The sequence below is a fragment of the Streptomyces sp. NPDC043427 genome, assembly GCF_056436655.1.
Window position 1 is genome coordinate 414,225 of the sequence record NZ_JBWKCC010000003.1, and the last position, 14,331, is coordinate 428,555.

At 72.0% G+C, this 14,331-nt stretch carries 14 protein-coding genes; 10 read left to right on the forward strand and 4 right to left on the reverse strand.

Features of this window, described 5'->3' with window-relative positions; all coding sequences use genetic code 11:
- Positions 1 to 30 precede the first annotated feature (30 nt).
- On the forward strand, positions 31 to 477 hold the full coding sequence (locus tag AC067M_RS09215) for a type II toxin-antitoxin system PemK/MazF family toxin (RefSeq protein WP_478696358.1): 447 nt from the start codon (positions 31 to 33) through the stop codon (positions 475 to 477).
- Here AC067M_RS09215 and AC067M_RS09220 read toward each other — a convergent pair.
- On the reverse strand, positions 462 to 1,295 hold the full coding sequence (locus AC067M_RS09220) for a TIGR02452 family protein (protein WP_478696359.1): 834 nt from the start codon (positions 1,293 to 1,295) through the stop codon (positions 462 to 464). The two genes, AC067M_RS09215 and AC067M_RS09220, sit on opposite strands and share 16 nt — an antisense overlap.
- 286 nt (positions 1,296 to 1,581) lie before the next feature.
- Here AC067M_RS09220 and egtA point away from each other — a divergent pair, with 286 nt between their 5' ends.
- Genes egtA through egtD form a run of 4 tightly spaced genes read left to right on the forward strand, consistent with a single transcriptional unit; the run spans position 1,582 to position 5,970 of the window.
- Positions 1,582 to 2,889, forward strand: coding sequence for an ergothioneine biosynthesis glutamate--cysteine ligase EgtA (gene egtA, locus AC067M_RS09225; RefSeq protein WP_478696360.1), 1,308 nt, complete (start codon positions 1,582 to 1,584; stop codon positions 2,887 to 2,889).
- Positions 2,886 to 4,220, forward strand: coding sequence for an ergothioneine biosynthesis protein EgtB (gene egtB, locus AC067M_RS09230; RefSeq protein WP_478696361.1), 1,335 nt, complete (start codon positions 2,886 to 2,888; stop codon positions 4,218 to 4,220). The genes egtA and egtB overlap by 4 nt, the downstream gene beginning before the upstream one ends.
- Entirely contained in the window at positions 4,220 to 5,011 is a 792-nt protein-coding gene (egtC, locus tag AC067M_RS09235; RefSeq protein ID WP_478696362.1) for an ergothioneine biosynthesis protein EgtC, read from the forward strand. Before egtB ends, egtC begins: the two co-directional genes overlap by 1 nt.
- Positions 5,008 to 5,970, forward strand: coding sequence for an L-histidine N(alpha)-methyltransferase (gene egtD / locus AC067M_RS09240; RefSeq protein ID WP_478696363.1), 963 nt, complete (start codon positions 5,008 to 5,010; stop codon positions 5,968 to 5,970). The genes egtC and egtD overlap by 4 nt, the downstream gene beginning before the upstream one ends.
- A gap of 9 nt (positions 5,971 to 5,979) precedes the next feature.
- Here egtD and AC067M_RS09245 read toward each other — a convergent pair whose 3' ends face one another.
- The gene (locus AC067M_RS09245; protein ID WP_478696364.1) at positions 5,980 to 7,254 is read right to left on the reverse strand and encodes an extracellular solute-binding protein; all 1,275 of its coding nucleotides are present in this window, start codon (positions 7,252 to 7,254) and stop codon (positions 5,980 to 5,982) included.
- Between the two features lie 213 nt (positions 7,255 to 7,467).
- On the opposite strand from AC067M_RS09245, the gene AC067M_RS09250 reads away from it, so the two are divergent.
- Positions 7,468 to 7,683, forward strand: coding sequence for a dodecin (locus AC067M_RS09250; protein ID WP_478696365.1), 216 nt, complete (start codon positions 7,468 to 7,470; stop codon positions 7,681 to 7,683).
- Positions 7,684 to 7,728: 45 nt separating this feature from the next.
- On the opposite strand, the gene AC067M_RS09255 is transcribed toward AC067M_RS09250, so the two are convergent.
- A complete protein-coding gene (locus AC067M_RS09255; protein ID WP_478696436.1) occupies positions 7,729 to 8,190 on the reverse strand; it encodes a phosphatase domain-containing protein in 462 nt (153 codons plus the stop codon).
- Between the two features lie 199 nt (positions 8,191 to 8,389).
- On the opposite strand from AC067M_RS09255, the gene AC067M_RS09260 reads away from it, so the two are divergent.
- The 4 genes from AC067M_RS09260 (at position 8,390) to rpmF (ending at position 12,121) form a co-directional block, all read left to right on the forward strand.
- Positions 8,390 to 9,610: a right-handed parallel beta-helix repeat-containing protein gene (locus AC067M_RS09260; RefSeq protein ID WP_478696366.1), complete on the forward strand. Its 1,221-nt coding sequence runs from the start codon at positions 8,390 to 8,392 to the stop codon at positions 9,608 to 9,610.
- Positions 9,611 to 9,776: 166 nt separating this feature from the next.
- Positions 9,777 to 10,271: a DUF485 domain-containing protein gene (locus tag AC067M_RS09265; RefSeq protein WP_478696367.1), complete on the forward strand. Its 495-nt coding sequence runs from the start codon at positions 9,777 to 9,779 to the stop codon at positions 10,269 to 10,271.
- The gene (locus tag AC067M_RS09270) at positions 10,265 to 11,863 is read left to right on the forward strand and encodes a sodium/solute symporter (protein ID WP_478696368.1); all 1,599 of its coding nucleotides are present in this window, start codon (positions 10,265 to 10,267) and stop codon (positions 11,861 to 11,863) included. The genes AC067M_RS09265 and AC067M_RS09270 overlap by 7 nt, the downstream gene beginning before the upstream one ends.
- 87 nt (positions 11,864 to 11,950) lie before the next feature.
- The gene (rpmF, locus tag AC067M_RS09275; protein ID WP_478696369.1) at positions 11,951 to 12,121 is read left to right on the forward strand and encodes a 50S ribosomal protein L32; all 171 of its coding nucleotides are present in this window, start codon (positions 11,951 to 11,953) and stop codon (positions 12,119 to 12,121) included.
- Between the two features lie 60 nt (positions 12,122 to 12,181).
- Here the strand turns inward: rpmF and AC067M_RS09280 are convergent, their stop codons facing one another.
- The gene (locus AC067M_RS09280; RefSeq protein ID WP_478696370.1) at positions 12,182 to 14,305 is read right to left on the reverse strand and encodes an NACHT domain-containing protein; all 2,124 of its coding nucleotides are present in this window, start codon (positions 14,303 to 14,305) and stop codon (positions 12,182 to 12,184) included.
- Positions 14,306 to 14,331: the final 26 nt, after the last annotated feature.

Below are 14,331 nucleotides of genomic sequence, written 5' to 3' on the forward strand. Positions count from 1 at the left end.
GGTCACGGGGGCAGCCCTTAAGGTGCCCCCGTGACTGCGTTTACTGATGAGAACGTCCCGGGCCGCTTCGGCCCCTCCGCGACCATCGAGGCCGACACCCGCGAGGTGGGCCCGGTGCGCACCGAGTACTCCCCCGCGCACGACGGCGACCCCGACCCCGGCGAGATCGTCTGGACGTGGGTCCCCTACGAGGAGAACGACGGCCGGGGCAAGGACCGCCCGGTGCTCGTCGTCGCCCGCGAGGCGGGCGGTACGTTCCTCGCCGTGCAGCTCTCCAGCAAGCGCCATGACGGCGACCGGGAGTGGGTGGCGATCGGCAGCGGGCCCTGGGACCGCTCCGGGCGGGAGTCCTGGGTGGATGTCGACCGGGTGCTGAGGCTGCATGAGGACGGCATGCGCAGGGAGGCGTGCGCGCTGGACCGGATGCGCTTCAACCTGGTGCGGCACCGGTTGCACGAGCGCTACGGCTGGACCTGAAGGGCCCTCTCGAAGGCGCCGCGCACCACACTGCCCGGCGTCCGGTCCAGTACCCCGAAGACCACATGCTCGAAGGTGCGCGCGAATCGCCCGCCGTGTCCGTCGAGCAGCGCCCGGAACGCGCCCGCCACCTGCGCCGGGTCGTTGCGGAACACCCCGCAGCCCCAGGCACCCAGCACCAGTCGCCGGTAACCGTGGGCTGCGGCCGTCTCCAGAACCCGTTCGGCCCGGACATTCAGGGCCCGCGGCAGCTCGGCCGCGCGCTCGGGGGCCGTCCGCAGGACCACGCCGGCGTTCGGCGCGGCCGAGGTCAGGAATCCCGCGGCGTACGGCTCGTCCAGCAGGCGGCCGCGGTCGTCACGGAAGACGGGGACGGACGGTGAGTGGATGACGCGGTCCGTGTAGAACGGGTCGCGGTGGGCGCGGTGATGGTCGTAGAACTCGCGGACCTCGACCAGGCACGCGTACAGCGCGGAGGCGCGGCACAGGGCCTCCTCCTGGGCCTGGGCGCCGTTGAGGTAGCCGCCGCCGGGGTTCCGGGCGGAGGCGAAGTTCAACACGGCGACAGGGCCGTCCCGCGCGAGTCGGCGGGCCGCCTCCGTGCTGCTCTCGCCGGTGACCTCGATACGCGTGTCCCCGTCAGCCGAGTCGGCCGTCTCGGGGACGGGCACCGGATCCGGGCCCACCATACGCGTCCCCTCTCGCGCCGCCCGGATCGCCGCCGCGAGGGACACCTCGCGCCCGTCCGGCGCGCGGTACGCGCCCGCCGTCACGATCTGCTCGGTTTCGCGGGCGATGCCGCGCAGCCGCGCGCTCACGGCGCCACCCCCGTGGGCGCCGTGACCGCGCGCCGCGCTGCCTCCCCCGTCCCGTCGCTCTCCCCCGTCGTGCTCATGAACGCATCGTGAGGGATGCTGGTCGGGCGGTGCAACGCAGTTTCCCGGGTACGAGAACACCCGGGAAGCGGCTGCTGCCGGTCCTGAAAGTGCCGTTGTGCACCCTTGTGCGATTCGGTTCCAGGGTCTTGGGTGGGACGAGTGATGCCGATCCGGCTCTCATGAAGGCCGGACCGATGGCATGGTGGAATCTCAGGAGGATCCCGACATGTCGGATACACCAAGTGACTGTTCGGCCGGAGACTGTACGGAGCACCGCACCGTTGTCACCGAAGCCGACGTAGAGGCCCTGGTCAGGGGGATCTGCTTCAAGACCGGCCCGCCCCGCGCGGTCGGGGTGGAGGTGGAATGGCTCGTCCACGAGCTGCGTGAACCGCGGCTCCCCGTATCACCCGAACGACTCAGAGCGGCCTACGCCGCCCTGCGGACCGTGCCCCTGAGGTCGGCGCTCACCGTCGAGCCCGGCGGCCAGCTGGAGCTCAGCTCGCCGCCCGCCGCCTCCCTGATGGAATGCGTCCGCATCGTCTCCGCCGACCTCGACGCCGTCCGCGCGGTCCTGCGCCGGGACGGCCTCACCCTCGTAGGCCTCGGCGCCGACCCCTGGCACCCGCCCCGCCGGTTCCTGCGGGAGCCGCGCTACGACGCCATGGAGGCGGCCCTCGACCGTACGGGCCCGGCCGGCCGCGCCATGATGTGCACCTCGGCCTCCGTCCAGGTCTGCCTGGACGCCGGACACGAGGACCCCGGCCCTCTCGGGGTCGGGCGGCGCTGGTGGCTGGCCCACACGCTGGGCGCGGTCCTGGTGGCCGCGTTCGCCAACTCCCCCCTGCTGGGCAGCGAGCCCACCGGCTGGCTCTCCACCCGCCAACTGCTGTGGACGGAGATCGGTGCGGGCCGCGCGGGCGCACCCGAGCTCGACGCCGAACCGCGCGGTGCCTGGGCACGGCACGTCCTGGACTCCCCGGTGATGTGCATTCGGCGCGAGGACACCCCGTGGGACGTGCCCGAGTGGCTCACCTTCCGGGAGTGGACGAGGTCGGGGCAGCCGACCCGCGAGGACCTCGACTACCACCTCACCACGCTGTTCCCGCCGGTCCGGCCGCGTGGGCACCTCGAGCTGCGGATGATCGACGCGCAGCCCGGCGACGACGGGTGGATCGTGCCGCTCGCCGTGACGACCGCGCTGTTCGACGACCCGGAGGCCGCCGAGACGGCGTACCGGGCGGTGAAGCGCCTGACCGAGCGAGCCATGGCGCAGCCGGCCCCGCACAACCCGCTGTGGCTCGACGCGGCCCGGCGCGGTCTGGCCGACCCCGAACTGCACGACGTCGCCCTCACGTGCTTCACGGCGGCACTGGAGGCTCTGCCTCGGCTCGGTGCCACTTCGGAGGTTCTGGACGCCGTCACGGCGTTCCTCGACCGGTACGTCCGCCCGGGCCGCTGCCCCGCCGACGATCTGCTGGAACAACTGCGCGACGCGGACGGTCGCGCGCACGGGAAGGACATCCACACATGACCGAGCCCGCCCTCGACGCCGAAGCCACCGTCGACGCCGACACCGTCCGCGAGCGGGCGGTGGCCTCACTCGTCACCGCGCGCGAGCGCACCACCCTGCTGACCACATGTGTCGACGGACCCGACCTCACCGCCCAGCACTCGCCTTTGATGTCGCCGCTGGTCTGGGACCTGGCGCACATCGGCAACCAGGAGGAACTGTGGCTGCTGCGGGCGGTCGCCGGCCGGGAGGCGATGCGGCCGGAGATCGACGGCCTGTACGACGCCTTCGAGCATCCCCGCGCCGAACGCCCCTCGCTGCCCCTGCTGCCGCCCGACGAGGCCCGCCGGTACGCGGCGGACGTGCGCGGGCGGGCGCTGGACGTCCTGGAGAGCGCCGACTTCCACGGCACGCGACTGACGGAGGCCGGCTTCGCCTTCGGGATGATCGCGCAGCACGAACAGCAGCACGACGAGACGATGCTGATCACCCATCAGCTCCGCACGGGCCCGCAGGCCCTGACCGCGCCGGACCCGGAACCCGCGCCGCTGTTCACCGGCCCGGCCGAAGTCCTGGTCCCCGGCGGGCCGTTCACCATGGGCACCTCCACCGAGCCGTGGGCCCTGGACAACGAACGGCCCGCGCACCGACGGGAGGTGGCGCCGTTCCACATCGACACCACACCGGTGACGAACGGCGCGTACCAGGCGTTCATCGACGACGGCGGCTACGACGACGAGCGCTGGTGGACCGCGGACGGCTGGGCCCACATACGCGCGCACTCGCTGTACGCACCGCTGTTCTGGCGCCGCGACGGCAGGCAGTGGCTGCGCCGCCGCTTCGGCGTCACCGAGGTCGTACCGCCCGACGAGCCGGTGCTGCACGTGTGCTGGTACGAGGCCGACGCCTACGCCCGCTGGGCCGGGCGCCGGCTGCCCACCGAGGCGGAGTGGGAGAAGGCCGCCCGGTACGACCCGGCGGGCGAGCGCTCCATGCGCTACCCGTGGGGCGACGCCGACCCGGCGCCCGAGCACGCCAACCTCGGCCAGCGGCACCTGCGTCCGGCGCCCGCGGGGAGCTATCCGCAGGGCGAGTCGCCGCTGGGCGTACGGCAGTTGATCGGTGACGTGTGGGAGTGGACCGCGAGCGACTTCCTGCCGTACCCGGGCTTCCAGGCCTTCCCGTACAAGGAGTACTCCGAGGTGTTCTTCGGCTCCGACTACAAGGTGCTGCGGGGCGGTTCGTTCGCCGTGGACCCGGTGGCCTGCCGGGGCACGTTCCGCAACTGGGACCATCCGATCCGGCGGCAGATCTTCTCCGGCTTCCGCACCGCGCGCTCGGTGGACGTCTGATGTGCCGTCATGTGGCGTACGTGGGCCCCGAGGAGCCGCTGGGCCGGCTTCTCGTGGAACCCCCGCACGGTCTGTACCGGCAGTCGTGGGCGCCTCGGCGGCAGCGGTACGGGACGGTCAACGCCGATGGTTTCGGCGTCGGTTGGTACGCGCCGGGCGATCCGGTGCCCGCGCGCTACCGCCGGGCCGGGCCGATCTGGGCGGACCTGTCCTTCGCCGACCTGGCGCGTGTCGTGCGCACCGGTGCCCTGCTCGCCGCCGTCCGGGACGCGACCCTGGCGGGGGCGGACGCGGAGGCCGCGGCGGCGCCGTTCGCCTCCGGCACCTGGTTGTTCAGCCACAACGGCGCCGTCCCGGGCTGGCCGGGCTCGCTGGCGTCGCTCGCGCCCACCCTCCCCGCGGTGGACCTGCTGTTCCTGGAGGCCCGCAACGACTCGGCGCTCGTGTGGGCGCTGGTCCTGGCGCGCCTGCGGGCCGGTGACGACGAGGCGGAGGCGCTCGCCGCCACCGTCCTGGAGGTCGCCGCGGCGGCCCCCGACGCCCGGCTCAACCTTCTGCTCACCAACGGCGAGACCATCGCCGCGACCGCATGGGGAGACACCCTCTGGTACCTCTCGGAGCCCGGCCGACGCACGGTCGTGGCCTCCGAGCCCTACGACGACGATCCGCGCTGGCAGGAGGTCCCCGACCACACCCTGCTCACGGCGAGCCGCGCCGACGTCCTGCTCACCCCGCTCAAGGACCTGAGCGAGGACACGGCACCCGAACCGTCCGAGGAGCCAAGCACGTGAGTCCGTTCCGAGTCACCCGCACCCTGCCCGAGGACGCCACGGACGCCGCCCTGCGCGTCGATGTCCTGCGCGGCCTGACCGCCACGCCGAAGACGCTGCCGCCGAAGTGGTTCTACGACGCACACGGCAGCGAACTGTTCGATCAGATCACGGAGTTGCCCGAGTACTACCCCACCCGCGCCGAACGCGAGATCCTGCTCGCCCGGTCCGGGGAGATCGCCGCCGCGACCGGTGCCCGTACCCTCGTCGAACTCGGCTCCGGCTCCTCCGACAAGACCCGCCATCTGCTCGACGCGCTCACCGGCGCGCACACCTACGTCCCCGTCGACGTCAGCGAGAGCGCCCTCACCGGCGCGGGGCACGCTCTGATCGCCGAGCGGCCGGAGCTGAACGTACACGCCCTGATCGCCGACTTCACCGACACGCTGACCCTGCCTGACACGCCCGGGCCCCGGCTGCTGGCGTTCCTCGGCGGCACGATCGGCAACCTGCTGCCGCTCGAGCGCGCCGGGTTCCTGGCGTCCGTACGGGCGCTGCTGTCCCCCGGCGACACGCTGCTGTTGGGCACCGATCTCGTGAAGGACGAGCAGGTGCTGGTCCGGGCGTACGACGACGCGGCCGGCGTCACGGCCGCGTTCAACAAGAACGTCCTGACCGTCGTCAACCGTGAGCTCGGCGCCGACTTCGAGCCCGACGCCTTCGACCACGTGGCACTGTGGGACGCGGAGAACGAGTGGATCGAGATGCGCCTGCGCTCCCGTACCGCGCAGACGGTGAAGGTCCCCGTCCTCGACCTCGCCGTCGACTTCGCCGCGGACGAGGAGTTGCGCACGGAGGTGTCGGCGAAGTTCCGCCAGGACGGCGTGCGCACCGAACTGGCCGCGGCCGGGTTGGAGTTGACGCACTGGTGGACCGACTCCGAAGGGCGGTTCGCGCTGTCGCTGAGCACGGTGCGGTGACACGGGGCGTCAGCCGACGGAGACCTTGAGCTCCTGCGTGACGCGTCGGGAGGCGCGTCGGGCCTCCGTCGCGGGGTCCGCCCCGGTGAGCACCTTCGTCATGTAGTCCTTGATCGGGTTGTCCGCCTCGACGGCGGCCCACTCGGGTGTACTGGGGGTCGCCCGCCCTTGCGCGGCGCCCGCCGCCATGGCGGCGACCCCCTCCTCGCCGGAGACCGCCCCGGCGAGGGTCCGCTTGTTGGGCACGTAGTTCATGGCGCGGGCCAGCTCGGTGTTCCACTTGGCGCCGGTGAGCGCCTTGACGACGGCCACGGCACCGTCGTGCTGGTCGGTCCGCCTCGGTACGACGAGGTCGGAGCCGCCGGTGAAGACGGCACCCGGCCTGGCCGCGCTCTTGCCGGGGACGGGGAAGAAGCCGACCTTGCCCGCGAGGCCGGGATTCTGCTGGACGATCACCTGGGCGAGTCCCGGCACCGCCACGATCTGGGCGGTCCTCCCCCGGGCGAACACGTCGGCCTGGGGCGGGTGGTCCTCGTCGGCGGCGACCGGGCCGTCGCCGAGCGCCTGGAGCCTGCGGTAGAAGTCCATGGCGCGCAGGGCGGCCGGGGTGTCCAGGGCGCCCTCCCAGACGCTGTTGTGCTCGGTCGCCAGGTCGCCGCCCTCGTCCCAGATGAAGCCGGAGAGGGTGTACCAGTCCTGTCCGGCCAGGTAGATGCCCTGGTTCCCGTCCGAGTCGAGCTTCTCGGTGGCGGCGAGCCATGCGGCGCGGGTCCGGGGCGGGGCCTTGACGCCTGCCTGCTCGAAAAGGTCCTTGCGGTAGATGACGACGCGGTTGGCCGCGTACCAGGGGATGCCGAACTGGTGGTTCCTCAGCTGTCCGGGTTCGGCGAGGCCGGGCAGCCAGTCGCGGGCGCCCCAGTCCCGCACCGACTCCAGCGTCAGGTCGAGCAGTCGGCCTCCGTCGACGTACTGGGGGACCTGGGTGTTGCCGACCTCGATGACATCGGGGCCGGAGGGGCTGTCCGCCTCCAGGGCGGCCTGCACCTTGGCGCCGATGCCGGTCCATTCCTGGACGCGGATGTCGAGGTCGAGATCCGGGTGGGTGTGTTCGAAGTCCTTGGTGAAGCGGCGCAGGAAGTCCGGCGACGCGCTGTCCTTCATCAGCCACACGGTGACGGTGTGCCGTTCGTCCGCCCCGAGGTGCGGCACCAGACCGCAGGCGCTGACACCGAGGCCGAGGAGGGCGGCGACGGCAGAGGCGAGGGCACGGGGATGACGTCTCACGGGGGTCCTGTTTCTGTCTGGCGGACAGGGGTCACGGGCCCGGCGTGGGGGATGAGCGCGGGCGCTCGAACGGGTGTGCCGGATTTTGGTATAGACCAATGGGGAAGGTCAAGGGGGCCCTGGAGATTGCCCCGACGTCTCGCGCGCCGCCGCGGCTTGGGGCACGGTGGAGTGACGCGTGACACGCGTGAGCACTCACGGAGAGGAACCCGCATGTCGAACCACACCTACCGGGTCACCGAGATCGTCGGCACCTCCCCCGACGGCGTCGACGAGGCCATCCGCAACGGCATCAACCGCGCCTCACAGACGCTGCGCAACCTGGACTGGTTCGAGGTGACGCAGGTGCGCGGGCAGCTCGAGAACGGGGAGATCGCGCACTGGCAGGTCGGGCTGAAGGTGGGCTTCCGCCTGGAGGAGGGCGAGTAAGGGCGCAACAAGCCCCTCAGGCCCGCATAAGGCCCAACAGCCCGCTCAGGTCCGCCCTTCGCGCTCCTGTGCCACCTTCAGCTCGGTGGAGGGGGTCGCCCAGCGTGCGAGCACGACGGAGAAGCCCTCCCGTCGGGCGTCCGCGCAGACCAGTTCGTCGTCGTCCACGAGCACGCGGATCTCCCGGGTGCGGGCGAGCCTGCGGAGGATCTCCAGCTTGGTCCGCCGGGCGGGCCTGCGGTCGTCGTTGCGCCGCATGTACACCCGCCCCGCGGGCAGCCCGTGCGCGTCGAGCCAGTCGAGCGTGTCCTGACGGCAGCGCTCGGGCCGCCCGGTGAGGTAGACGACCTCGCACTCCTCAGCGCTCTCCACGGCCAGCGCGATGCCCTCCGCCAGCGGCGGATCCTGCGGAGCGGCCGCGAAGAAACCGTCCCAGTCACGGGGCTTGCGCTCCAGGAAGCGCTGCCGGTGCGCCGTGTCGGCGAGGGTGTTGTCGAGGTCGAACACGGCGAGCGGGAGCTTGCCGCCGACCGCCCCACGGCTGCCGCCGACCGCCCCACGACTGCTCCCGGCCGCCCCACGACTGCTGCTGTTCGTCACGGAGCCACCCTACGCACCCGGCAACCTTCGCGCCCCGGGCGGCCACTGCCGTGCGACGACAGCCGGCGACGACCGGCACCGGCAGGCAGGCGGAGACGGGAGACCCATGCGCAACACTGCGATCTGGACGGCGGCACCGGCGAGCGCGGCACTGGTGACGGCATGGGGGAGGGCGGGCACAGCCGCCGCCTCCCCGGCGGCCGCGGCAGCCACGACGCTCGTCGTCGCCACGAACGGCGACGACACCGCCCCCGGCACCCTCGCCCGCCCCCTGAAGACCATCCAGCGGGCGGTGGACCTGGCGAAGCCCGGTGACGTCATCGCCGTACGCGGCGGTACGTACGCCCTCACCGACAACATCACCATCGCCACCTCCGGCACCGCGTCCCAGCCCATCACCCTGGGCGCCTACCAGGGCGAGCGTGTGATCGTCGACGGCGAGCGGCTCCCCGCGAGCCACACCCCCGTCGGTGGCAGCATCCCGCGGGCCGAGCGCGGGGCGATCCACCAGGAGGCGTCGTACTGGCACATCTCCGACCTGGAGATCGTCAACGGGCCGTACGGCGTGTACTGCGACGGCTGCAACGGCAATGTCTTCGCCCGCCTGTCCACCCACGACAACTACGAGTCCGGCTTCCAGCTCCAGGGCGCCTCCGGCAACAACCAGATCCTGAACCTGGACAGTTACGGCAACCGCGACCCGCGCAAGAACGGCGAGAGCGCGGACGGGCTGGCCATCAAGGAAGGCAGCGGCACCGGAAATGTCGTGCGAGGCGCCCGGCTGTGGAACAACGTCGACGACGGCTTCGACGCCTGGAAGTTCACCTCTCCGGTCCTGATCGAGAACACCGTCGCCCACGGCAACGGTTTCAACCGCTGGGGCTTCCCCGACTTCGCAGGCGACGGCAACGGAATCAAGCTCGGGGGAGGCAGCCCGGCGCCCGCGGTGGCCCACACCGTGCGCAACTCGGCCGACTTCAAGAACGCGGCGCACGGCCTGACGGACAACGGCAACACGGGCGCCCTCGCCCTCAGCAGGAACAGCACGTACGGCAACCAGGGCACCGGCTTCGACGTCGACACCTCGGGCGGCAAGGCCGTACTCACCGCCAACCTGTCCGTCGCCGACGCGCGTGCCGCGGCCGTCGGGTCGGGCACGGCCGCCAGCGGCAACTCCTGGAACCTCGGCGGGACATGGAACGCCTCGTCCGTCCTCAGCACGGACCCGGCCCCGCTCATGGGTTCCCGTGCGGCCGACGGCTCGCTGCCGTCGGCGCCGTCGTTCCTCGTCCCGCGCAACGGGGCGGCCGTGGGCGCCCGGTTCTGACAACGCATTTCACACCCGGCGGTTGATTGCTCAAGCACCCCACTGCAATACTCCGCTTTCGACCCAGCAGATCCACAGGAATCCGAACAGCCGGAAATTCGGATTCACGATCCCCCCACAAAACCCGCACCGTGCGGGGCACACAAGCAGCAAAGAAGGTGCCTTTGTGCCCGAATTTTCACCGTGGCCCGACGACTCGTCCGCATTTCACGCGCCGAACGCCGAACCGATAAGTCCGCAGCAGATATCGCACGATCCGGAATTCCGCTCGCTGCGCCGTGCCCGACTGCGGTTCGGGGTGCGGGCCACGGCCCTGTCGGTCGGTGCGTTCCTGCTGTACGTGCTGCTGTCGAGTTTCGCGTCCGGTGTGATGAACCAGCCCCTGGTCGGCCACCTCACGCTAGGACTGGCCCTCGGTCTCGGGCAGTTCGTCGTGATGGCGGTGACGGCCTGGTCCTACGTACGGCACATGCGCACCAAGGTCGACCCGCTCGCCGGCCACTTCCGGTCACAGTTGCGGCATGAGCCCCTGCGCCCCCGGGCGGCCGCGCACGGAACGGCCGGACACGGGACGGCCGGACACGGGACGGCCGGACACGGGACGGCCGCACATGAGCCGGCCTCGCAGGCACAGGGTACGAGGGGGTACCCCACGTGGTGACGACCGCAGCCGGCGTCGTCGACAACTTCAGTCTTCAGCTGACGTTCGTCCTGTTTCTCTCGGTGGTGGTGGCCACCCTGTTCACCGCGCTGCTGACGGCTCCTCAGCGCGACGAGATCGGCGAGTTCTACCTCGGCAACCGCACCATGTCGCCGTTGCGCAACGGCCTCGCCATGTGCGGCGACTACCTGTCCGCCGCGACCCTGCTGGGCAGTACGGGCCTGGTCGCCCTGACCGGCTACGACGGGTTGATGTATCTCGGCGGCACCACCGTCGCCTGGATGATGGTGATGCTGCTGATCGCCGAACCCCTGCGCCGCACGGGGAAGTTCACGTTGGGCGACACGGTCGCGCTGCGCATGCCCCGGCAGCAGCGGCCGGTGCGGCTCGCCCTGGCCGTGTGCACCCTGGCCGTCGCGACGCTCTACCTCGTGGCGCAACTGGTCGGCAGCGTCGCCCTGTTGACCCAGTTCACGGGCGAACCGAGCCCCGCCACCCGCACCTTGTGCGTGGTCGTGATCGGCACCGTCGTCATCATGTACGCCTCCCTCGGCGGCATGCCCGGCGCCACGGTCATCCAGATCATCAAGGCGGTGATGCTGGTGGTCGGCATCACGGTCACCGCGGGCTGGGTGCTCCACCACTACGGCTGGAACCCGGGCGCCCTGCTCTCCGCGGCCGCCGACCGCAGCGGCAACGGACTGCAGTTCCTCGAACCCGGTCTGCGCTACGGCGGCAGCACGACCAACAAGGTGGACTTCTTCAGCCTGGAACTGGCCATCGTCCTCGGCCTCGCCGCACTCCCGCACGTGCTGATGCGGCTGCTCGCCCCGCGCAGCGTCGGGGTGCTGCGCTCCTCCGTGGTGTGGGCCGTGGGCCTGGTCGGGCTGGTCTGCCTCGCGGCCGGCATCGTCGGCCTCGGCGCCACCGCCGTCGTCGGCCGGGACACCATCGCGGACACGGACCGCACCGGCAACGCCTCCATCCTGCTCCTCGCCCACGAGTTGGGCGGCAGTGTCCTCACCGCTCTGCTGTCCTGTCTGGCCTTCGTCACGCTGCTCGCCGTCGCGGCCGGCCTGACCCTCGCCGCGGCCTCGTCCCTCGCCCACGACCTCTACGGCGAGGTGATCCGCAAGGGCCGGGCGAGCGAGCGGGAGGAGCTCACCGTCGCCCGGCTGGCCGGGGTCCTCATCGGCGTCCTCGGCATGCTGCTCGCACTCGTCGTCTGGGGGGCGAACACCGCGACGCTGGCCTTCCTCGCCTTCGCCATCGCGGCGTCCGCGCTCCTGCCGACGCTGGTGTACACCCTCTTCTGGAAACGCTTCACGGCGCTGGGCGCGCAGCTCAGCCTCTACGGGGGGCTGCTCTGCTCCGTCCTGCTCGTGGTGTTCTCCCCCGTCGTCTCCTCCACACCGGCCTCGCTCTACCCGCACTCCGACTTCGCCTGGTTCCCCCTGCAGAACCCCGGCATCATCTCCATCCCGGCGGGCTTCCTCCTCGGCTGGCTCGGCACGGTACTGAGCGACCGTCGCGAGAGCGCCCCGTACGAGGAGTTCGAGGTGCGGATGCTGGTGGGCGTCGCGGAGGAGTGAGCCCTCACCGGCTCCGCGGCCACCAATTGTTAATGGGATTCATTTTCATGTAGCGTTCCTCGGTGCCGGCCCACCGAGGAGATTCCCATGGCTGTCCCCAAGCGGAAGATGTCCCGCAGCAACACCCGTCACCGCCGCGCCCAGTGGAAGACGACCACGCCGCACCTCGTCCCGGTCACGGTGGACGGGGTGCGCCACCTCGTCCCGCAGCACCTGCTGAAGGCGTACGAACGCGGCCTGCTGCGCCCCGAGGGCTGATGCCGGGCCGCGCCGGCCGGCGGGTGCCCCTCGGCGGCGTGGCCCGCCTCGACACCATGGTCACGGTCCGGCTCCCGACGTGACCCCCGTCGGGGGCGCCACGGGCCGCGGGTGTGCGGCGATCCAGTGCTGCAGTTCGGCGTGCCGGAACTGGTACACGGGACCGGAGTAGCGCATGAGGCCCACGGTGCACGCCCAGTCCAGGAAGCGGCCCAGACGCAGGGGGAGCCGGCGGCGCGAGCACAGCAGGAAGACCAGATAGCGCCGAACGGCGCTGAGGCCCGAGGCCTGACCGGAGGCGATCGCCGCGGCCGCCCCGACGACCAGGCCCGTGCTCGGCTCCAGGAGCAGCGCCGCCGAGCCGCCGAACGCCACCCCTCCGCACAGCCCGGTGCCGACGGCGTAGCGGAGTCCGTACACGGTGTCGTCGCGGAGGGCGACCGGTGGGCTCACGGCCCTCGTGGGGGCTCCTCGGAGCCCGGCCGCGACACTGAACCGGAAGCCGGCGGTGAGCCCGGCGACCAGCCCCAGCACCGTGCCCAGGGCCAAGGCCGCGCCCTGATGCCCGGCGGCGGCGGCCCACAGACCGACCGCGAGCCCCACGGCGGTGCCGATGACCGTGCCGAGCAGGAGGTTGACGACGAGGCCGAGCAGGAAGCGTCCCCGTAGGCCGGGGAGATGCCGTTTCTGCCAGTCGAGTCTGCTGGGGCGCAGCGCGAGGGCGGCACCGAGCCCGGACACCGCGGCCAGGGCCAGGACACAGGCCGCGACCTCCCCCGGGCGGGGTGTGAGCCGGGCGGCCGGGAGGACCGCGGCGATCGAGCAGAAGGTCAACAGCGCGTCCGCGACACGCACCTTGACGGCACCGGCCAGCGGCCACAGGGCATGGACGTTGATGTCGGTGGTCAGGTGGGCGACGGCGCCGGTTCCCCCCAGATGCCGGGTGAGGTGGTGCAGCCAGACGTGCACCCGGTCGGGGTGGTAGGGGGCCGGAGCCCTACCGTCGGCCGCGGACCCGACGGCGGCGGGGATGTAGCGGTCCAGCAGGTGGCGGTCGAGCGCGTCCGGGTCGTGCAGCGCGATCAGTTCTGCCGGCTCGCCCCGGTACCGGTAGACGGTGGCGGTCAGTCCGAGCCGCCAGGGAGTCGACAGGGCACGGGCGAGCCACCCCGTGGGATGAAGTGAGAGATGGTCCAGCAGTGGCTCCCAGCGCGCGGAGTCATGGGAGCGTTCGCGCAGATACGACAGCGCGGGCGCGGACTCCACGGGCGAGACGAGCACCAGCGCGGAGTCGATCAGCGGTTCGTGCCGTATGAGGGCCTCGTAGTGGGCGATCCGGCTGGTGAGTACGACCGGCCCCGCGTCCAGTCCGCTCTGGTGGGCGTTGAGGTGCCGTAACGCGGCCGCCGCGCGCGGAGCCGCCGGATCCGCCGAGCCGTCCGCGCGCAACGGGTCCATCTCGTCGAGGCCGTCGAGGACCGGCAGGACCATACCGTGGGCGACCAGCTTGGCCGCCATGTGCCGGGGCCAGTCCAGAGCCCCTGACAGATGCTCCTCCAGCAGCTCGGTCAGTGACTGGGCGGTGTCCCACTGTGCCATCGGGATGCGGACGGGAACGGGATCGGTGTCGGCCCGGCCGGCGGCGAGCGCGACGACCAGTTCCAGCGCCAGAACCGTCTTCCCGGAGCCGGGTGCGCCCGCGATGACGAGCCGCCCGGGGCGGGTCGCGCGGAAGAACTCAGCGATGTCGGGTTCGGGCGGAGGCTGTCCCGGCGCGGGGTCACCCGGTACGCGAAAGGTGTGGCCCGCCGCCGGGGCGTCGGCGCCGCGTCCAGGGGTCGCCCGCAGCGTGTAGCGCAGGTCGATGCGCCGGGTGTCCGCGCCGAGAAGCTGCCGTCGCAGCTTGCCCTCGCTCTCCTGCACCTGGACGGCCAGCCTCGCCGCCCACTGCCGCACGAGTTCGTCGCCCGTCACGTCGAGCGGCCGCCGGAGCGCCGCCACCGCCGCGCCCAGCCCGGCCACCGACAGTGGCAGACCCAGCAGACCGGCCGTGTCGGCCGGATCGAGCCCACCGCGCAGCAACTGCGCGACCACGTACGCGGCAGCGCCCAGAAACAGCACGGTGCCGACCCCCACGGCCAACAGCCGACGCTCCCGTTGCCGTCGTCCCCCGATGTCCGCCATGCCTTGCTGCATACCCCTCGCTCGGC

Coding starts and splice junctions, on each gene's coding strand:
- egtA (WP_478696360.1), top strand. CDS start 1,582: ATGTCGGATACACCAAGTGACTGTTCGGCCGGAGACTGTACGGAGCAC.
- egtB (WP_478696361.1), top strand. CDS start 2,886: ATGACCGAGCCCGCCCTCGACGCCGAAGCCACCGTCGACGCCGACACC.
- egtC (WP_478696362.1), top strand. CDS start 4,220: ATGTGCCGTCATGTGGCGTACGTGGGCCCCGAGGAGCCGCTGGGCCGG.
- AC067M_RS09250 (WP_478696365.1), top strand. CDS start 7,468: ATGTCGAACCACACCTACCGGGTCACCGAGATCGTCGGCACCTCCCCC.
- AC067M_RS09260 (WP_478696366.1), top strand. CDS start 8,390: ATGCGCAACACTGCGATCTGGACGGCGGCACCGGCGAGCGCGGCACTG.
- rpmF (WP_478696369.1), top strand. CDS start 11,951: ATGGCTGTCCCCAAGCGGAAGATGTCCCGCAGCAACACCCGTCACCGC.
- AC067M_RS09280 (WP_478696370.1), bottom strand. CDS start 14,305: ATGGCGGACATCGGGGGACGACGGCAACGGGAGCGTCGGCTGTTGGCC.